This is a genomic window from Variovorax humicola (assembly GCF_037889915.1).
GTDB classification, from domain to species: domain Bacteria; phylum Pseudomonadota; class Gammaproteobacteria; order Burkholderiales; family Burkholderiaceae_C; genus Variovorax; species Variovorax humicola.
Map to the genome: position 1 here is coordinate 40,838 of NZ_JBBKZV010000013.1, position 12,853 is coordinate 53,690.

At 65.5% G+C, this 12,853-nt stretch carries 12 protein-coding genes; 8 read left to right on the forward strand and 4 right to left on the reverse strand.

Going from position 1 to position 12,853, the window contains the following annotated elements; genetic code table 11:
* The first annotated feature begins 30 nt into the window (after positions 1-30).
* Positions 31-822, forward strand: coding sequence for a BON domain-containing protein (locus WKW80_RS20185; protein WP_340365360.1), 792 nt, complete (start codon positions 31-33; stop codon positions 820-822).
* 11 nt (positions 823-833) lie between these two features.
* Here the strand turns inward: WKW80_RS20185 and WKW80_RS20190 are convergent, their stop codons facing one another.
* The 3 genes from WKW80_RS20190 to WKW80_RS20200 all read right to left on the reverse strand — a co-directional run bounded on the left by WKW80_RS20190 (position 834) and on the right by WKW80_RS20200 (position 4,112).
* Positions 834-1,760, reverse strand: coding sequence for an NAD(P)-dependent oxidoreductase (locus WKW80_RS20190; RefSeq protein ID WP_340365361.1), 927 nt, complete (start codon positions 1,758-1,760; stop codon positions 834-836).
* A 147-nt stretch (positions 1,761-1,907) separates the two neighbouring features.
* Positions 1,908-3,041 (reverse strand): PilT/PilU family type 4a pilus ATPase, encoded by a 1,134-nt coding sequence (locus tag WKW80_RS20195; RefSeq protein ID WP_340365362.1) that lies wholly within the window; start codon positions 3,039-3,041, stop codon positions 1,908-1,910.
* Positions 3,042-3,068: 27 nt separating this feature from the next.
* Entirely contained in the window at positions 3,069-4,112 is a 1,044-nt protein-coding gene (locus tag WKW80_RS20200) for a type IV pilus twitching motility protein PilT (protein ID WP_340365363.1), read from the reverse strand.
* 68 nt (positions 4,113-4,180) lie between these two features.
* Here WKW80_RS20200 and WKW80_RS20205 point away from each other — a divergent pair, with 68 nt between their 5' ends.
* The 6 genes from WKW80_RS20205 to WKW80_RS20230 all read left to right on the forward strand — a co-directional run bounded on the left by WKW80_RS20205 (position 4,181) and on the right by WKW80_RS20230 (position 10,150).
* A complete protein-coding gene (locus tag WKW80_RS20205; protein ID WP_340365364.1) occupies positions 4,181-4,870 on the forward strand; it encodes a YggS family pyridoxal phosphate-dependent enzyme in 690 nt (229 codons plus the stop codon).
* A gap of 529 nt (positions 4,871-5,399) precedes the next feature.
* Complete coding sequence (locus WKW80_RS20210) at positions 5,400-6,674, forward strand: Glu/Leu/Phe/Val family dehydrogenase (RefSeq protein WP_340365365.1); 1,275 nt, start codon at positions 5,400-5,402, stop codon at positions 6,672-6,674.
* A gap of 143 nt (positions 6,675-6,817) precedes the next feature.
* Positions 6,818-7,558 carry a DUF969 domain-containing protein gene (locus tag WKW80_RS20215; RefSeq protein WP_340365366.1) on the forward strand — a complete coding sequence of 247 codons (741 nt, stop codon included), beginning with the start codon at positions 6,818-6,820 and terminating at the stop codon, positions 7,556-7,558.
* Complete coding sequence (locus WKW80_RS20220) at positions 7,555-8,511, forward strand: DUF979 domain-containing protein (RefSeq protein WP_340365367.1); 957 nt, start codon at positions 7,555-7,557, stop codon at positions 8,509-8,511. The genes WKW80_RS20215 and WKW80_RS20220 overlap by 4 nt, the downstream gene beginning before the upstream one ends.
* A 14-nt stretch (positions 8,512-8,525) precedes the next feature.
* Complete coding sequence (locus WKW80_RS20225; RefSeq protein WP_340365368.1) at positions 8,526-9,140, forward strand: nucleoside/nucleotide kinase family protein; 615 nt, start codon at positions 8,526-8,528, stop codon at positions 9,138-9,140.
* A gap of 74 nt (positions 9,141-9,214) precedes the next feature.
* Positions 9,215-10,150, forward strand: a complete 936-nt coding sequence (locus WKW80_RS20230; RefSeq protein ID WP_340365369.1) for a DUF2242 domain-containing protein — start codon at positions 9,215-9,217, stop codon at positions 10,148-10,150.
* A gap of 23 nt (positions 10,151-10,173) precedes the next feature.
* On the opposite strand, the gene WKW80_RS20235 is transcribed toward WKW80_RS20230, so the two are convergent.
* Entirely contained in the window at positions 10,174-11,076 is a 903-nt protein-coding gene (locus tag WKW80_RS20235) for a LysR family transcriptional regulator (RefSeq protein WP_340365370.1), read from the reverse strand.
* A gap of 120 nt (positions 11,077-11,196) precedes the next feature.
* On the opposite strand from WKW80_RS20235, the gene WKW80_RS20240 reads away from it, so the two are divergent.
* On the forward strand, positions 11,197-12,810 hold the full coding sequence (locus tag WKW80_RS20240) for a GMC family oxidoreductase (protein ID WP_340365371.1): 1,614 nt from the start codon (positions 11,197-11,199) through the stop codon (positions 12,808-12,810).
* The last annotated feature ends 43 nt before the right edge of the window (positions 12,811-12,853 follow it).

The following is a 12,853-nucleotide window of genomic DNA, read 5'->3' on the forward strand; positions in this document are numbered from 1 at the left end:
ACAAGAAAACGCACAGGAACATACCCTCCAATGAACACGCCGACATCCACACAACGCCTGCTCCTTGCATTCACTGCTGTCGCCGCACTGGGTGCCAGTCTTCCAGGCTGTGTGCCGTTGGTGGTCGGAGGCGCGGCAGTCGCCGGCGCGGGCATGGTCGCGACGGACCGCCGCAGCTCGGGTGCGCAAGTCGACGACCAGTCCATCGAATTGCGCGCCGGCGCCCGCATCCACGAGATCGCCAACGACAACATGAACGTCACGGTGATCAGCTACAACCGCCAGGTGCTTCTGGTCGGCACGGTTGGCAGCGAGGCGGACAGGCAGCGCGTGGGCATCGAGATCCAGCGTCTCGACAACGTGCGCTCGGTGGTCAACGAGGTGACGGTCGGTCCGGGCAGCTCGCTGCAGGATCGCTCGAACGACACCTACCTCACCGGCAAGGTCAAGGCCTCGATGCTTGACTCGAAGGACATCTTTGCCAACTCATTCAAGATCGTGACCGAGCGCAGCGTGGTCTACATCATGGGCATCTCCACGCGGCGCGAAGCCGACCGCGCCAGCGACATCGCGCGCGGCGTTTCGGGCGTGTCGAAGGTGGTGCGCGTGATCGAGATCGTCACCGACGCCGAACTGGCCGCCGGCCAGCGTTCCGGCGGGATTGCCGCGCCGAACACGCCGGCACCCGTGCAGGATGCGACGCCGGCGTCATCGTCGTCTTCATCGTCATCCCGCGTGCCGCTGCCGCCGATGGCACCGCTGCCGCAGACGAACGTCTCGCCGCCGGCCAACAACGGCGTGGTGACATCGCCGGTTCGCTGACCCCGGCGGAATTACTTCAGCCGCGTGATCAGGCTCGACGTGTCCCAGCGTCGGCCACCGGCTTGCTGCACGTCGCCGTAGAACTGGTCGACCAGCGCCGTCACCGGCAGCTTTGCGCCGTTGCGCCGGGCTTCGTCGAGCACCAGGCCCAGATCCTTGCGCATCCAGTCGACCGCGAAGCCGTAGTCGAACTTGCCGTCGATCATGGTCTTGCCGCGGTTGTCCATCTGCCAACTCTGTGCCGCGCCCTTGCCGATGACGGCGAGCACGGCTTCCATGTCGAGGCCGGCGCGCTGCCCGAAAGCAATGCCTTCGCTCAAGCCTTGGACCAGCCCGGCGATGCAGATCTGATTGACCATCTTGGCCAGTTGGCCCGCGCCGCTTTCGCCCAGCAGGGTGACTGCGCGCGCAAAGGCGGCAACGACCGGCTTGACCTGTTCGAAGGCCGACGCGTCACCGCCGCACATCACGGTCAGCACGCCGTTCTGCGCGCCGGCCTGCCCACCCGACACCGGCGCGTCGATGAACTGGAGGCCTTGGGCCAATGCGGCCTTTGAAAGCTCGCGCGCCACGTCGGCAGAGGCGGTCGTGTGGTCGACAAACACCGCGCCCTTGCGCATGCCGGTAAAGGCGCCGTTGTCACCGAGCGCGACCGAGCGCAGGTCGTCGTCGTTGCCGACGCAGCAGAACACGATGTCCGCGCCGGCAACCGCTTCGCGCGGCGTGGCGCCACGATCCAGGGCCGCGGGCGCTTTCGCTTCGGTGAGTTGCGCAACCCACTCGGCTGCCTTGGTGGCGGTGCGGTTGTAGACGGTGACGCTGTGCCCCGCAAGCGCCAGATGCCCGGCCATCGGATAGCCCATCACACCCAGGCCGAGGAAGGCAACCTTGCGTGCGGGCGTGGCGTCGTAGCTCTTGGAATTGATTTGAACAGTCATCACCCAAGCTTATCAACGCGGGGCAACCTCAGGCGCCGTTGCCGCCCCATTCCAGAAACACCGCGGAACTGGCTTTGCCAGGCCGCTGGTGTTGCCCCCGGCAGGGGGAGGGAGGAGCGCACGCAGTGCGCGGAGCCTGGGGGCGAGCTACACGATCGCGAAATGCTCGGTGCCCGCCGAGAGGTCGGTGGTGCGCGCCCGCTGGCTGTTGAGCTTGATCTGCAGGCGCAAGTCGTTCTGCGAGTCGGCATTGCGCAGCGCGTCTTCGAGCGAAATCGCGTTGTATTCGAAGAGGTCGTACAGCGCCTGGTCGAAGGTCTGCATGCCGAGGTTGCGGCTCTTCTTCATGATCTCCTTGATCTCGCCGACTTCGCCCTTGAAGATCATGTCGGAGATCAGCGGCGTGTTCAGCAGGATCTCCACCGCCGCCACGCGGCCACGCCCGTCTTCCGTCGGGATCAGGCGCTGCGAGATCAGCGACTTGAGGTTCAGCGACAAGTCCATCAGCAACTGCGTGCGGCGCTCTTCGGGGAAGAAGTTGATGATGCGGTCCAGCGCCTGGTTGGCGCTGTTGGCATGCAGCGTGGCCATGCAGAGGTGGCCGGTCTCTGCGAAGGCGATGGCGTTGTCCATCGTCTCTCGGTCGCGGATTTCGCCCATCAGGATCACGTCCGGCGCCTGGCGCAGCGTGTTCTTCAGCGCGGCTTCCCAACTGTCGGTGTCGATGCCCACTTCGCGTTGCGTCACGACGCAGTTCTTGTGCGGGTGCACGAACTCGATCGGGTCCTCCACCGTGACGATGTGGCCTTGCGAATTCTCGTTGCGCCAGTCGACCATCGCGGCCAGCGTGGTCGACTTGCCGGAGCCGGTGGCGCCGACCAGGATCACCAGGCCGCGCTTGGCCATCGCCACGTCCTTCATTACCTGCGGCATGCCGAGGCCGTCGATGGTCGGCAGCTTCTGCGGAATGGTCCGCATCACCATGCCGACCTTGCCCTGTTGCACGAACGCATTCACGCGGAAGCGGCCGATCGACGGCGAGATCGCGAAGTTGCACTCCTTGGTGCGCTCGAACTCGGCCGTCTGGCGGTCGTTCATGATCGAGCGGACGAGGGCCAGCGTGTGCTGCGGGCCCAGCGCCTGGCCCGAGACCTTGATCACCTTCCCGTCGACCTTGATCGCCGGCGGGAAGTCCGCGGTGATGAACAAGTCGCTACCGTTGCGGCTCACCATGAGCTTGAGGAGGTCGTTGATGAACTGACTGGCTTGATCGCGTTCCATGATGTCGGGCTCCGTGAATGCTGGGGGTCAGCCTGGGAAATTCTCGGGAATCTTGGCCTTGCCGCGTGCCTCGGTGGCCGAAATGACACTGCGGCGAACGAGGTCGGTGAGGTTCTGGTCCAGCGTCTGCATGCCCTGGCCCTGTCCGGTCTGGATCGACGAATACATCTGCGCCACCTTGCCCTCGCGGATCAGGTTGCGGATGGCCGGCGTGCCCAGCATGATCTCGTGCGCCGCCACCCGGCCCTGGCCGTCCTTGGTCTTGCACAGCGTCTGCGAAATCACCGCCTGGAGAGACTCCGACAGCATCGCGCGGATCATGTCCTTTTCTTCGCCGGGGAAGACGTCGATGATCCGGTCGATGGTTTTCGCGGCCGACGAGGTGTGCAGCGTGCCGAACACCAGGTGGCCGGTTTCAGCCGCGGTCATGGCCAGTCGGATGGTTTCCAGGTCGCGCATTTCGCCCACCAGGATCGCGTCCGGGTCTTCGCGCAAGGCAGAGCGCAAGGCAGCGGCAAAGCTCAGCGTCATCGGGCCGACTTCGCGCTGGTTGATCAGGCACTTCTTCGACTCGTGCACGAATTCGATCGGGTCTTCCACCGTGAGGATGTGGCCGTACTCGGTCTCGTTCAGGTAGTTGACCATGGCGGCCAGCGTGGTCGACTTGCCCGAGCCCGTCGGGCCGGTCACCAGCACCAGGCCGCGGGGGCGCAATGCCAGGTCAGCGAAAATCTTCGGCGCGTTGAGCTGCTCCAGCGACAGGATCTTCGAGGGAATGGTCCGGAACACCGCAGCCGCGCCGCGCGACTGGTTGAAGGCGTTCACCCGGAAGCGCGCCAGGCCTTCGATCTCGAACGAGAAGTCGACTTCCAGGAATTCTTCGTAGTGCTTGCGGTGGGTGTCGCTCATGATGTCGTACACCATCGCATGCACCTGCTTGTGGTCGAGCGCGTCGACGTTGATGCGCCGTACGTCGCCGTGCACCCGGATCATCGGGGGCAGGCCCGAGGAGAGGTGCAAGTCCGACGCCTTGTTCTTGACGCTGAACGCCAGCAGTTGGGTAATGTCCACGAGGCTCCTCAATCAGCAGTGACGCGCCGACAAAAAGCCGGTGACGTTTTGATACGCTTTTGACGATTATGACGATGATTGTGAACAACCTCCAGCAAGTTCAGGCGCGGATCGTGACAGCCTGCACAGCTGCCGGGCGGGAAGCTGCAAGCGTGCGCCTGCTTGCAGTCTCCAAAACGTTTCCCCCGGAGGCGTTGCGCGAAGCCTACGCCGCCGGCCAACGGGCGTTTGGAGAGAACTACGTGCAGGAGGGCTTGGCCAAGATACACATGCTCGCCGATCTGCGCGGCGAAATCGAATGGCACTGTATCGGCCCGTTGCAGAGCAACAAGACCCGACCGGTGGCCGAGCACTTCGACTGGGTGCACAGCATCGACCGCCTGAAGATCGCGGAGCGGCTGAGCGAGCAGCGGCCGGACGGGTTGGCGCCCCTGCAGGTATGCCTGCAAGTGAACGTGGATGGCGGAGCCAACAAGTCCGGAGTGCCGGCTGGGGAGGCGCCAGCGCTGGCGCGCGCCGTTGCGAAGTTGCCACGGCTCAAGCTGAGGGGCCTGATGGCGATTCCGGAGCCCGCGCCGGATTTCGAAGCGCAGCGCGCGCTTTTCATGCGGGCAGCGGCTGTCTACGAGCAGGTTCGGGGCGAGGGCATTGCGTTGGACGTGCTGTCGCTGGGCATGTCGGCCGACCTGGAAGCCGCGATAGCGGCCGGGAGCACGATGGTGCGGATCGGGACGGCGATTTTCGGGGGGCGGTCGTAGCGGCTGAAGGCCGTGCCCGTCACCTCACCGGGATCACCGCCTTCATGAATCTCCCAAGGTCGTCCTTCATCGCCGCCGCGGCGCGCCGCAATCAACCCGAAGCGCTGTCTCCTTCTTGAACTCCAGCGTGTAGCGCGCTCTCGTCGCCTTCGTCATTACCGTTCTCCTTGCTTGCATTGAAACACTCAGCAAGGGATACGTTTTTCGAGGGCATGGTCATAGGTGCGCGTCTCGCGAACGCCTGGCAGTTGGCAGAAGACCGTGCCGGCAAAGTCGCGGTAGGCGGGCATGTCGGCCATGCTTCGGCGGCGAGGGCCCGAGCGGCACGGGGCCCAAGGCGGGCGGGCCGAACTACTTGTATGGCTTCTGCGCGGAGCAGACGGTCACGACGGCTGCGGGTGGCAATGCCGCGCTGCTTGCCGCTAGCGCATAACAGCCAACGCATCGGACATAAGAGGTGGCGCTGCAGGCGCGGCAGGGCTATCGTGCGGCCCATCTATCCACCCAAGGCAAACAAAGGCTTCAGTCAATGAGCGAGAAACTCTCCTTCGTCAATCCCACACCCAACAGCCCCTGGGGTACCTACCTCCAGCAGGTCGATCGTGTGGTTCCATATCTTGGCGAACTGTCGCGCTGGGCTGAAACGCTGAAGCGACCCAAGCGCGCTCTGATCGTCGACGTGCCGATCGAGATGGACGACGGCACCGTCGCGCACTTCGAGGGCTATCGCGTGCAGCACAACCTGTCGCGCGGTCCGGGCAAGGGCGGCGTGCGCTTCCACCCCGACGTCACGCTGGAAGAAGTGATGGCCCTGTCGGCCTGGATGACGGTCAAGACCGCCGCGGTGAACCTGCCCTATGGCGGCGCCAAGGGCGGCATTCGCGTCGATCCGAAGCAGTTGTCGTCGAAGGAACTGGAAAAGGTCACGCGCCGCTACACCAGCGAGATCGGCATCATCATCGGCCCGCATACCGACATCCCCGCGCCTGACGTCAACACCAACGCGCAGATCATGGCCTGGATGATGGACACCTATTCGATGAACGTCGGCGGCACGGCCACCGGCGTGGTCACGGGCAAGCCGTTGCACTTGGGCGGTTCGCTCGGCCGCGTGAAAGCGACCGGCCGCGGTGTTTTCGTCACCGGCCGCGAAGCAGCGCGCCGCCTGGGCCTCGACCTGCGTGGCGCACGCATCGCGGTGCAGGGCTTCGGCAACGTGGGTTCGGTGGCGGCGGAACTGTTCGCCGAAGCGGGCGCCAAGATCGTCGCGGTGCAGGACCACACCGGCACGGTCGTCAATGAAAACGGCCTCGACCTGTCCAAGCTGATCCCGATCTCGCGCACCGTCGCGGGCGCGGTGAGCTTCAAGGGCGGCGACGTGGTGCCCAACGAAGCCTTCTGGGACGTGGCCTGCGACATCCTCATCCCCGCGGCGCTCGAAGGCCAGATCACGGCGGAGCGCGCGAAGAAGACCAGCGCCAAGCTGGTGCTCGAAGGCGCCAACGGCCCGACGGTGCCCGAGGCCGACGACATCCTCGCCGAGCGCGGCGTGCTGGTGGTGCCCGACGTGATCTGCAACGCCGGCGGCGTGACGGTGAGTTACTTCGAATGGGTACAGGACTTCTCGTCCTTCTTCTGGGACGAGGACGAGATCAACGTGCGCCTCGACCGCATCATGATGAATGCGCTCAACCACATCTGGGACACGGCCGACAAGCACAAGATCACGCTGCGCACGGCCACCTATGCGGTGGCTTGCGAACGCATCCTGATGGCTCGCCAGGAGCGCGGTCTCTATCCGTGATGTCGTGACGCCTTGACGCAAGCGGCACCGCAACGCCGCTTGTCGCCGGGTTCCCTTGTTGCCGCTGCGCGTCGGCCCTTGCCCGGGCGCGCCTGCAGGAAGAGGATGTGGTTGTCCACAACCACTCCAACAAAGGAAACCCCGTGCAAACCAGCGTCAGTCTCTGGCCGCTCATCGGCGTGGCCGTCATCATCGCGGGCTTCATGCTGCGATTCAATCCGATGCTGGTGGTGGCCATCACCGCCATCGTCACGGCGTTTGCGGCGGGCTTTCCCGTCGAGAAGGTGCTGGCTGAAATCGGCACCGGCTTCGTCAAGACGCGCAACCTGCCGCTCATCATCCTGCTGCCGCTCGCGGTGATCGGCCTGCTCGAGCGACACGGCTTGCGACAGCATGCGCAGAACTGGATCAGCCGCATCAAGTCGGCCACCACCGGGCGCCTGCTGATCGTCTACCTGGCCGCGCGCGAACTCACGGCGGCAGTGGGCTTGACCAGCCTCGGCGGGCACCCGCAGATGGTGCGGCCCTTGATCGCGCCGATGGCCGAGGGCGCGGCCGAGGCGCGCTACGGCAGCTTGCCCGACCGCATCCGCTACCGGCTGCGCGCCTACGCCGCGGCCACCGACAACGTCGGCCTGTTCTTCGGCGAAGACATCTTCGTGGCCTTCGGCGCGATCGTGCTGATGTCGACCTTCCTGCACGAGGCCGGCATCGACGTCGAGCCGCTGCACATCGCGCTGTGGGGCATACCGACGGCGATCGCGGCGTTCGTGATCCACGCGTGGCGCCTGCGCCGGCTCGACAAGACCTTGCACAAGGAACTGGCCGACGGCGCCGCTGCCGAAGAGGCCGCGCGCGACGAGGCTGCGAGGGCCGAATCATGATCCTCTCGATCGACTATCTCTACTATCTGGTCGGTGCGATCCTGCTGCTGACGGCGGGCATGACGCTGGCCGACAGCGCGCATCCCAAGCGCCTCACCAGTGCCCTTTTCTGGGCACTCTATGCCGTGGTGTTCCTGGTGGGCGACCACATCCCGCCGGTGTGGATGGGCGTGGGCGTGGTGGTGATGGCGTTGATCGCCGGCTTCGGCGGGGTCGGCCACGGCAAGCACCATGCGCTGCCCGAGAAAGAGGCCAGGGACCAGGCGGCGCGGCTCGGCCACAGGCTGTTCATTCCCGCGCTGGCGATCCCGGTAGTCACCGTCATCGGCACGGTGGTGATGAAGAACGTGAAGATCGGCGACGCACTGCTGCTCGACCCGAGGAACACCACGCTGGTGAGCTTGGGCGTCGGCTGCATCGTGGCGCTCGCGCTGGCCTGCTGGCTGACGCGCGACACGCCCGCGCAGGCGATGCGCGAATCGCGGCGGCTCACCGATGCGCTCGGCTGGGCGGTGGTGCTGCCGCAGATGCTCGGCATGCTGGGCCTGGTGTTCTCGGATGCGGGCGTGGGCAAGGCGGTGGCGTATGTCACGACGGCCTACATCAACATGGACCTGCGCCTTGTCGCGGTCGTGGTCTATGTCGTGGGCATGGCGCTGTTCACCATCATCATGGGCAACGGCTTCGCGGCGTTTCCGGTGATGACGGGTGGCGTCGGCGTGCCGGTGCTGGTGGGAATCCACCATGGCGACCCGGCCGTGATGGCGGCCATCGGCATGTTCTCGGGCTATTGCGGCACGCTGATGACGCCGATGGCGGCCAACTTCAACATCGTGCCGGCCGCATTGCTGGAGTTGCCGGACAAGAATGCGGTGATCAAGGTGCAGATACCGACCGCGGCGACACTGCTGCTGGTCAACATCTTCCTGCTTTACTTCCTGATGTTCCGATAGCGAAGGCGACTTCCGTGATCCAGATCTCCCCCGAAGCGCAGGCGCGCATTGAATCGATGCTGGCTTCCGGCCGGCGCAGGCTGCTCGGCCTGGTCGGTACGCCGGGCTCCGGCAAGTCGACCTATGCGGCCGCCTTGCAAGCTGCGTTCGGCATGCGTGCGCAGGTGGTGCCGATGGACGGCTTTCACCTGGCCAACTCGGAGTTGCAGCGGCTCGGCCGTGCCGACCGCAAAGGCGCGCCGGACACCTTCGATCAGGCCGGCTACGGCGCGCTGCTGAAGCGGCTGCGTTCGCAGGAAGAAGACGAGATCGTTTATGCGCCCGAATTCCGGCGCGAGATCGAGGAGCCCATTGCCGGCGCCATCGCCGTGTTGCCGCAGACGCAGTTGATCATCAGCGAAGGCAACTACCTGCTGTACTGGCATGCGGTTGCGCCGTTGTTCGACCAGGTCTGGTACGTCGAGGTGGACGAGGCCTTGCGGCGCGAGCGGCTGGTGCGCCGGCACGAGCAATTCGGCCGCAGCCCCGAGGCCGCGCGCGAGTGGGTGGCCGCCACGGACGAGCCGAATGCGCGGCTGATCGAGAGCCGGCGCGCGCGTGCCAATCACATCGTTCGCCTGGGCGGTTGAAAAAGCAGGGAACGCCGGCGCGGCTCGCGTGCTCGAAGCCGGGCCGGCGATGTGCCGGGTAGCATCCCATTCCCATGACGTCCAAGTGTTCCCCTTTCGTTGAAACTGTTTCGCGCCCGCGCTGGTGGGCGGTGGTCGCCGCGCTCTCGGCGCTGACGCTGGCCGGATGCACCACGTTGTCGGCCCGGCGAATCGCCTACGACACCGAGGAGTTCGACTCCACCACCACGCACACGCGCACCTTTCCCGCCACCGCGGCGCAGACCTGCGAAGCGGCGCGGCGCGCGCTCCTGAGCCAGGGCTACCTGATCACCGCCGCCAATGCCGACCTGGTGACCGGGCGCAAGAGCTTCCAGCCGGCCAACGAAGTACACGTGGAAGTCGAGTTCCGCGTGGTCTGCGCCAAGGAGGCGCAGGCGGCCAGGGGCAAGCCGAAGCGCGAAAGCACCATCGCCTTCGTCAGCGCGCTGCAAGACCGCTACAGCCTGAAGAAGACCAACAACTCGGCGAGTGTCGGCGTCGGCGTGCTCGGGTCGCTGTCGGTGCCGTTTTCCGCGAGCGACGACGCATTGGTCAAGGTGGCCAGCGAGACGGTGACGGACGGCCGTTTCTATGACCGATTCTTTGTGCTGCTGGACCAGTATCTGGCGGTGGATGCCGAGGCAATGACGGACGATCCGGCGTCTGCGCCTGCGCCTGCGCCATCGGCCGCTGCCGCGGCCCCGGCTGCAGCGGCGCTGGCGGTGCCACCCGCGTCCGCTTCGACGCCGGCGACGGTGCCGACAGCCGCACCGTCTGCCGCGCCAAACCCGGCGCCTGCGCCGGTGGCCGCACCTGTCCCCGCATCTGCACCTGCTCCCGCATCTGCACCTGCCCCCACATCTGCACCTGCCCCCACATCTGCACCTGCCCCCACATCTGCACCTGCCCCCACATCTGCACCGGGCGCCGTATCGAGCCCTGCATCCGAGGTGAATCTCCCGGTTCAAGCTTCGTCGACTCGAGGTTGAACGCCCGGCGAAGAGACCGCGAGTTACGCCTTCGAGTCAGCGGCCGGCATTCGGCTGATCAACAATTCGGCCATCGGCGAAGGCGTGCGTCCACTCAGCGTGACGACGCCCATCTGGGCACCGAGCGTTGGAAGGCCCTGCACGTCGAGCCGTTGCAGGCGCCCCGCCGCCACCTCCGTTGCCACGGCCGCACTTGGCGCAGCCAGCACGGAATCGCTTGCGAGAGCCACGCCCATCAGGAGGTGAACGTCGTCGCATTCCAGGGCCAGCGAAAGGGCGGCTGCGGACTCGAGATCCAGCAGACGGGCAAGCATTGCACGCACACCTGAAGGAAGGCGTATCGACAGCACACCGTGCTTCCACGCCTGGCGCAACCTGACCGACCTGCGTTCAGTCAATGGATGGCCCGTACGCACGTAAAGGCCCCCTGGCTCATTGTGCAAGGGGCGTATGTGCAGCGTCGGGTCGCCGGGAAGTTCCGTGGTGTCGGCGACGAAGAACTCGATGTCTTCCTCGCGCAGGCGGTTCAGCAACAGTTGCCAATTGCTGGCTTCGACGCGCAGGTTGATGCCTGGAAACTCCCGGCGCACGTCCGCCAGCAACGGCGCCATGAAAGTCGACGCGGGGAAGGGCCCTACCCCGAAGGCCGTGTCGCCCAGTTCGAGACTTCGGTAGAGCGCGATATCGCGTTCGAGGCATCGGCTGTTGAACACCAGCTGCCGGGCCCGCGCGACGACGAATTCTCCGGCCGGTGTGGTCACCACTTCGTTCGTATTGCGGTCGAACAGTAGCAAGCCCAATTCAGCTTCCGCCGCCTGGATGCTGCGCGTCAACGCGGGTTGTGTCAGGTGGACCTGCTCGGCGGCGCGAACGAAGCTTTTTCGGTCGGCGACCGCCACGATGTGCGTCCAGCGTCGGAGGTCCATTTCGAATTCCTTTCGATGTGGTAAATGAGTTCAATGCATTGGGATTGCCATCATTATGCATTGGACTCAATCCCGACCTGCGAGAAGAATCGGGTCCTGAAACAACGATCAGGAGACAACATGAATACGGAAGAATTCGACTACGTGGTCATCGGCGGAGGTTCCGGCGGCTGCGTCGTCGCTTCGCGCCTGAGTGAGGACGCGAGCACATCGGTCTGCCTGCTGGAAGCCGGCGGACCTGACAAGAGCGTGTTCATCCACGCGCCTGCGGGGGTGGTGACGATGCTGCCGATTCCGTACAACAACTGGGCGTTCAAGACCGTTCCGCAGCCGGGCCTGAATGGCCGTCGCGGCTACCAGCCGCGCGGCAAGGTGCTGGGCGGCTCGAGCTCGACCAACGCCATGCTGTACGTACGTGGCCATCGCTGGGACTACGACCACTGGGCATCGCTCGGCAATCCGGGCTGGTCGTATGACGAGGTCCTTCCCTTCTTCAAGCGCGCCGAAAACAACGAGACGCATCGCGGCGATCCTTTCCATGGCACGGACGGCCCGTTCAACGTGGCCGAGTTGCGCCGCCCGAGCTCGATCAACAAGGCCTTCCTTGACGCGGCCGCCATGAAGGGCGTGCCCCACAACCCCGACTACAACGGCGCCGAACAATTCGGTTCGTTCATGTACCAGGTGACCCAGAAGAACGGCGAGCGCCACAGCGCGGCCAAGGGGTACATCACGCCGAACCTTTCGCGGCCGAACCTCTCGGTTCGCACCCACGCGCTGACTTCGCGCATCCTGTTCGAAGGCAGGCGCGCGGTGGGTGTCGCCTACACGGTGGACGGCGTCGAGAAGCAGGTGCGCGCGCGCCGCGAGGTGATTCTCTCTTCGGGTGCTTTCGGGTCGCCGCAATTGCTGATGCTGTCGGGCGTCGGACCGGGCGCGGATCTGCAGCGCCTGGGCATCCCTGTCGTGCACGACCTGCCCGGCGTCGGCGAGAACCTGCAGGACCACATCGATCACGTGCAGACCTGGCGCACGAGCAGTGCCAACGAGACCTTCGGCATCTCGGCGCGCGGCGGCATCCGGATGGCCGCTGCCATCCCCGAATGGAAGAAGAAGCGCACCGGCCTCGTCACCACCAACTTCGCGGAATCGGGGGCCTTCGTGCGCTCGTCGCCGGACGTCAAGGTGCCCGACCTGCAGATGGTGTTCGTGGTCGCGGTGGTCGACGATCACAGCCGCAAGCTTCACCTGGGCCACGGCTATTCGTGCCACATGGAAGTGCTGCGCCCGCACAGCCGCGGTCATGTGAAGCTTGCCAGCCGCGACCCGCGCGCCGCGCCGTTGATCGACCCCAGGTTCCTGGACGACCGGCGCGACCTCGACCTGCTCGTGAAGGGCGTCCAGATCCAGATGGACATCCTGCAGGCCAGCCCCTTCGACCCGTACCGCGGCAAGATGCTCTACAAGGTCGACCGCAACGACAAGGCCGCGATCGCGCAAGACATCCGCGATCGCGCCGACACGCAATACCACCCGGTCGGCACCTGCAAGATGGGCCCCGACAGCGACCGCAGGGCGGTCGTCGATTCGCAAGTGCGTGTGCGCGGCATCGACGGCCTGCGCGTGGTCGACGCCTCCATCATGCCGACGATCTGCGGCGGCAACACCAACGCACCCACCGTGATGATTGCCGAAAAGGCAGCCGAAATGATCCGCGCCGGCGCCGGCGCGTGAGCGACTTCTTCCATTCACTCCCAGCCTTCGCACAAAGAGACAA

Bases quoted from the DNA above. Each gene is read 5' to 3' on its own strand.
- WKW80_RS20235 (WP_340365370.1), bottom strand. From the start codon at position 11,076: ATGGACCTCCGACGCTGGACGCACATCGTGGCGGTCGCCGACCGAAAA.
- WKW80_RS20220 (WP_340365367.1), top strand. From the start codon at position 7,555: ATGATCCTCTCGATCGACTATCTCTACTATCTGGTCGGTGCGATCCTG.
- WKW80_RS20195 (WP_340365362.1), bottom strand. From the start codon at position 3,041: ATGGAACGCGATCAAGCCAGTCAGTTCATCAACGACCTCCTCAAGCTC.
- WKW80_RS20205 (WP_340365364.1), top strand. From the start codon at position 4,181: ATGACGATGATTGTGAACAACCTCCAGCAAGTTCAGGCGCGGATCGTG.
- WKW80_RS20210 (WP_340365365.1), top strand. From the start codon at position 5,400: ATGAGCGAGAAACTCTCCTTCGTCAATCCCACACCCAACAGCCCCTGG.
- WKW80_RS20185 (WP_340365360.1), top strand. From the start codon at position 31: ATGAACACGCCGACATCCACACAACGCCTGCTCCTTGCATTCACTGCT.
- WKW80_RS20230 (WP_340365369.1), top strand. From the start codon at position 9,215: ATGACGTCCAAGTGTTCCCCTTTCGTTGAAACTGTTTCGCGCCCGCGC.
- WKW80_RS20190 (WP_340365361.1), bottom strand. From the start codon at position 1,760: ATGACTGTTCAAATCAATTCCAAGAGCTACGACGCCACGCCCGCACGC.
- WKW80_RS20240 (WP_340365371.1), top strand. From the start codon at position 11,197: ATGAATACGGAAGAATTCGACTACGTGGTCATCGGCGGAGGTTCCGGC.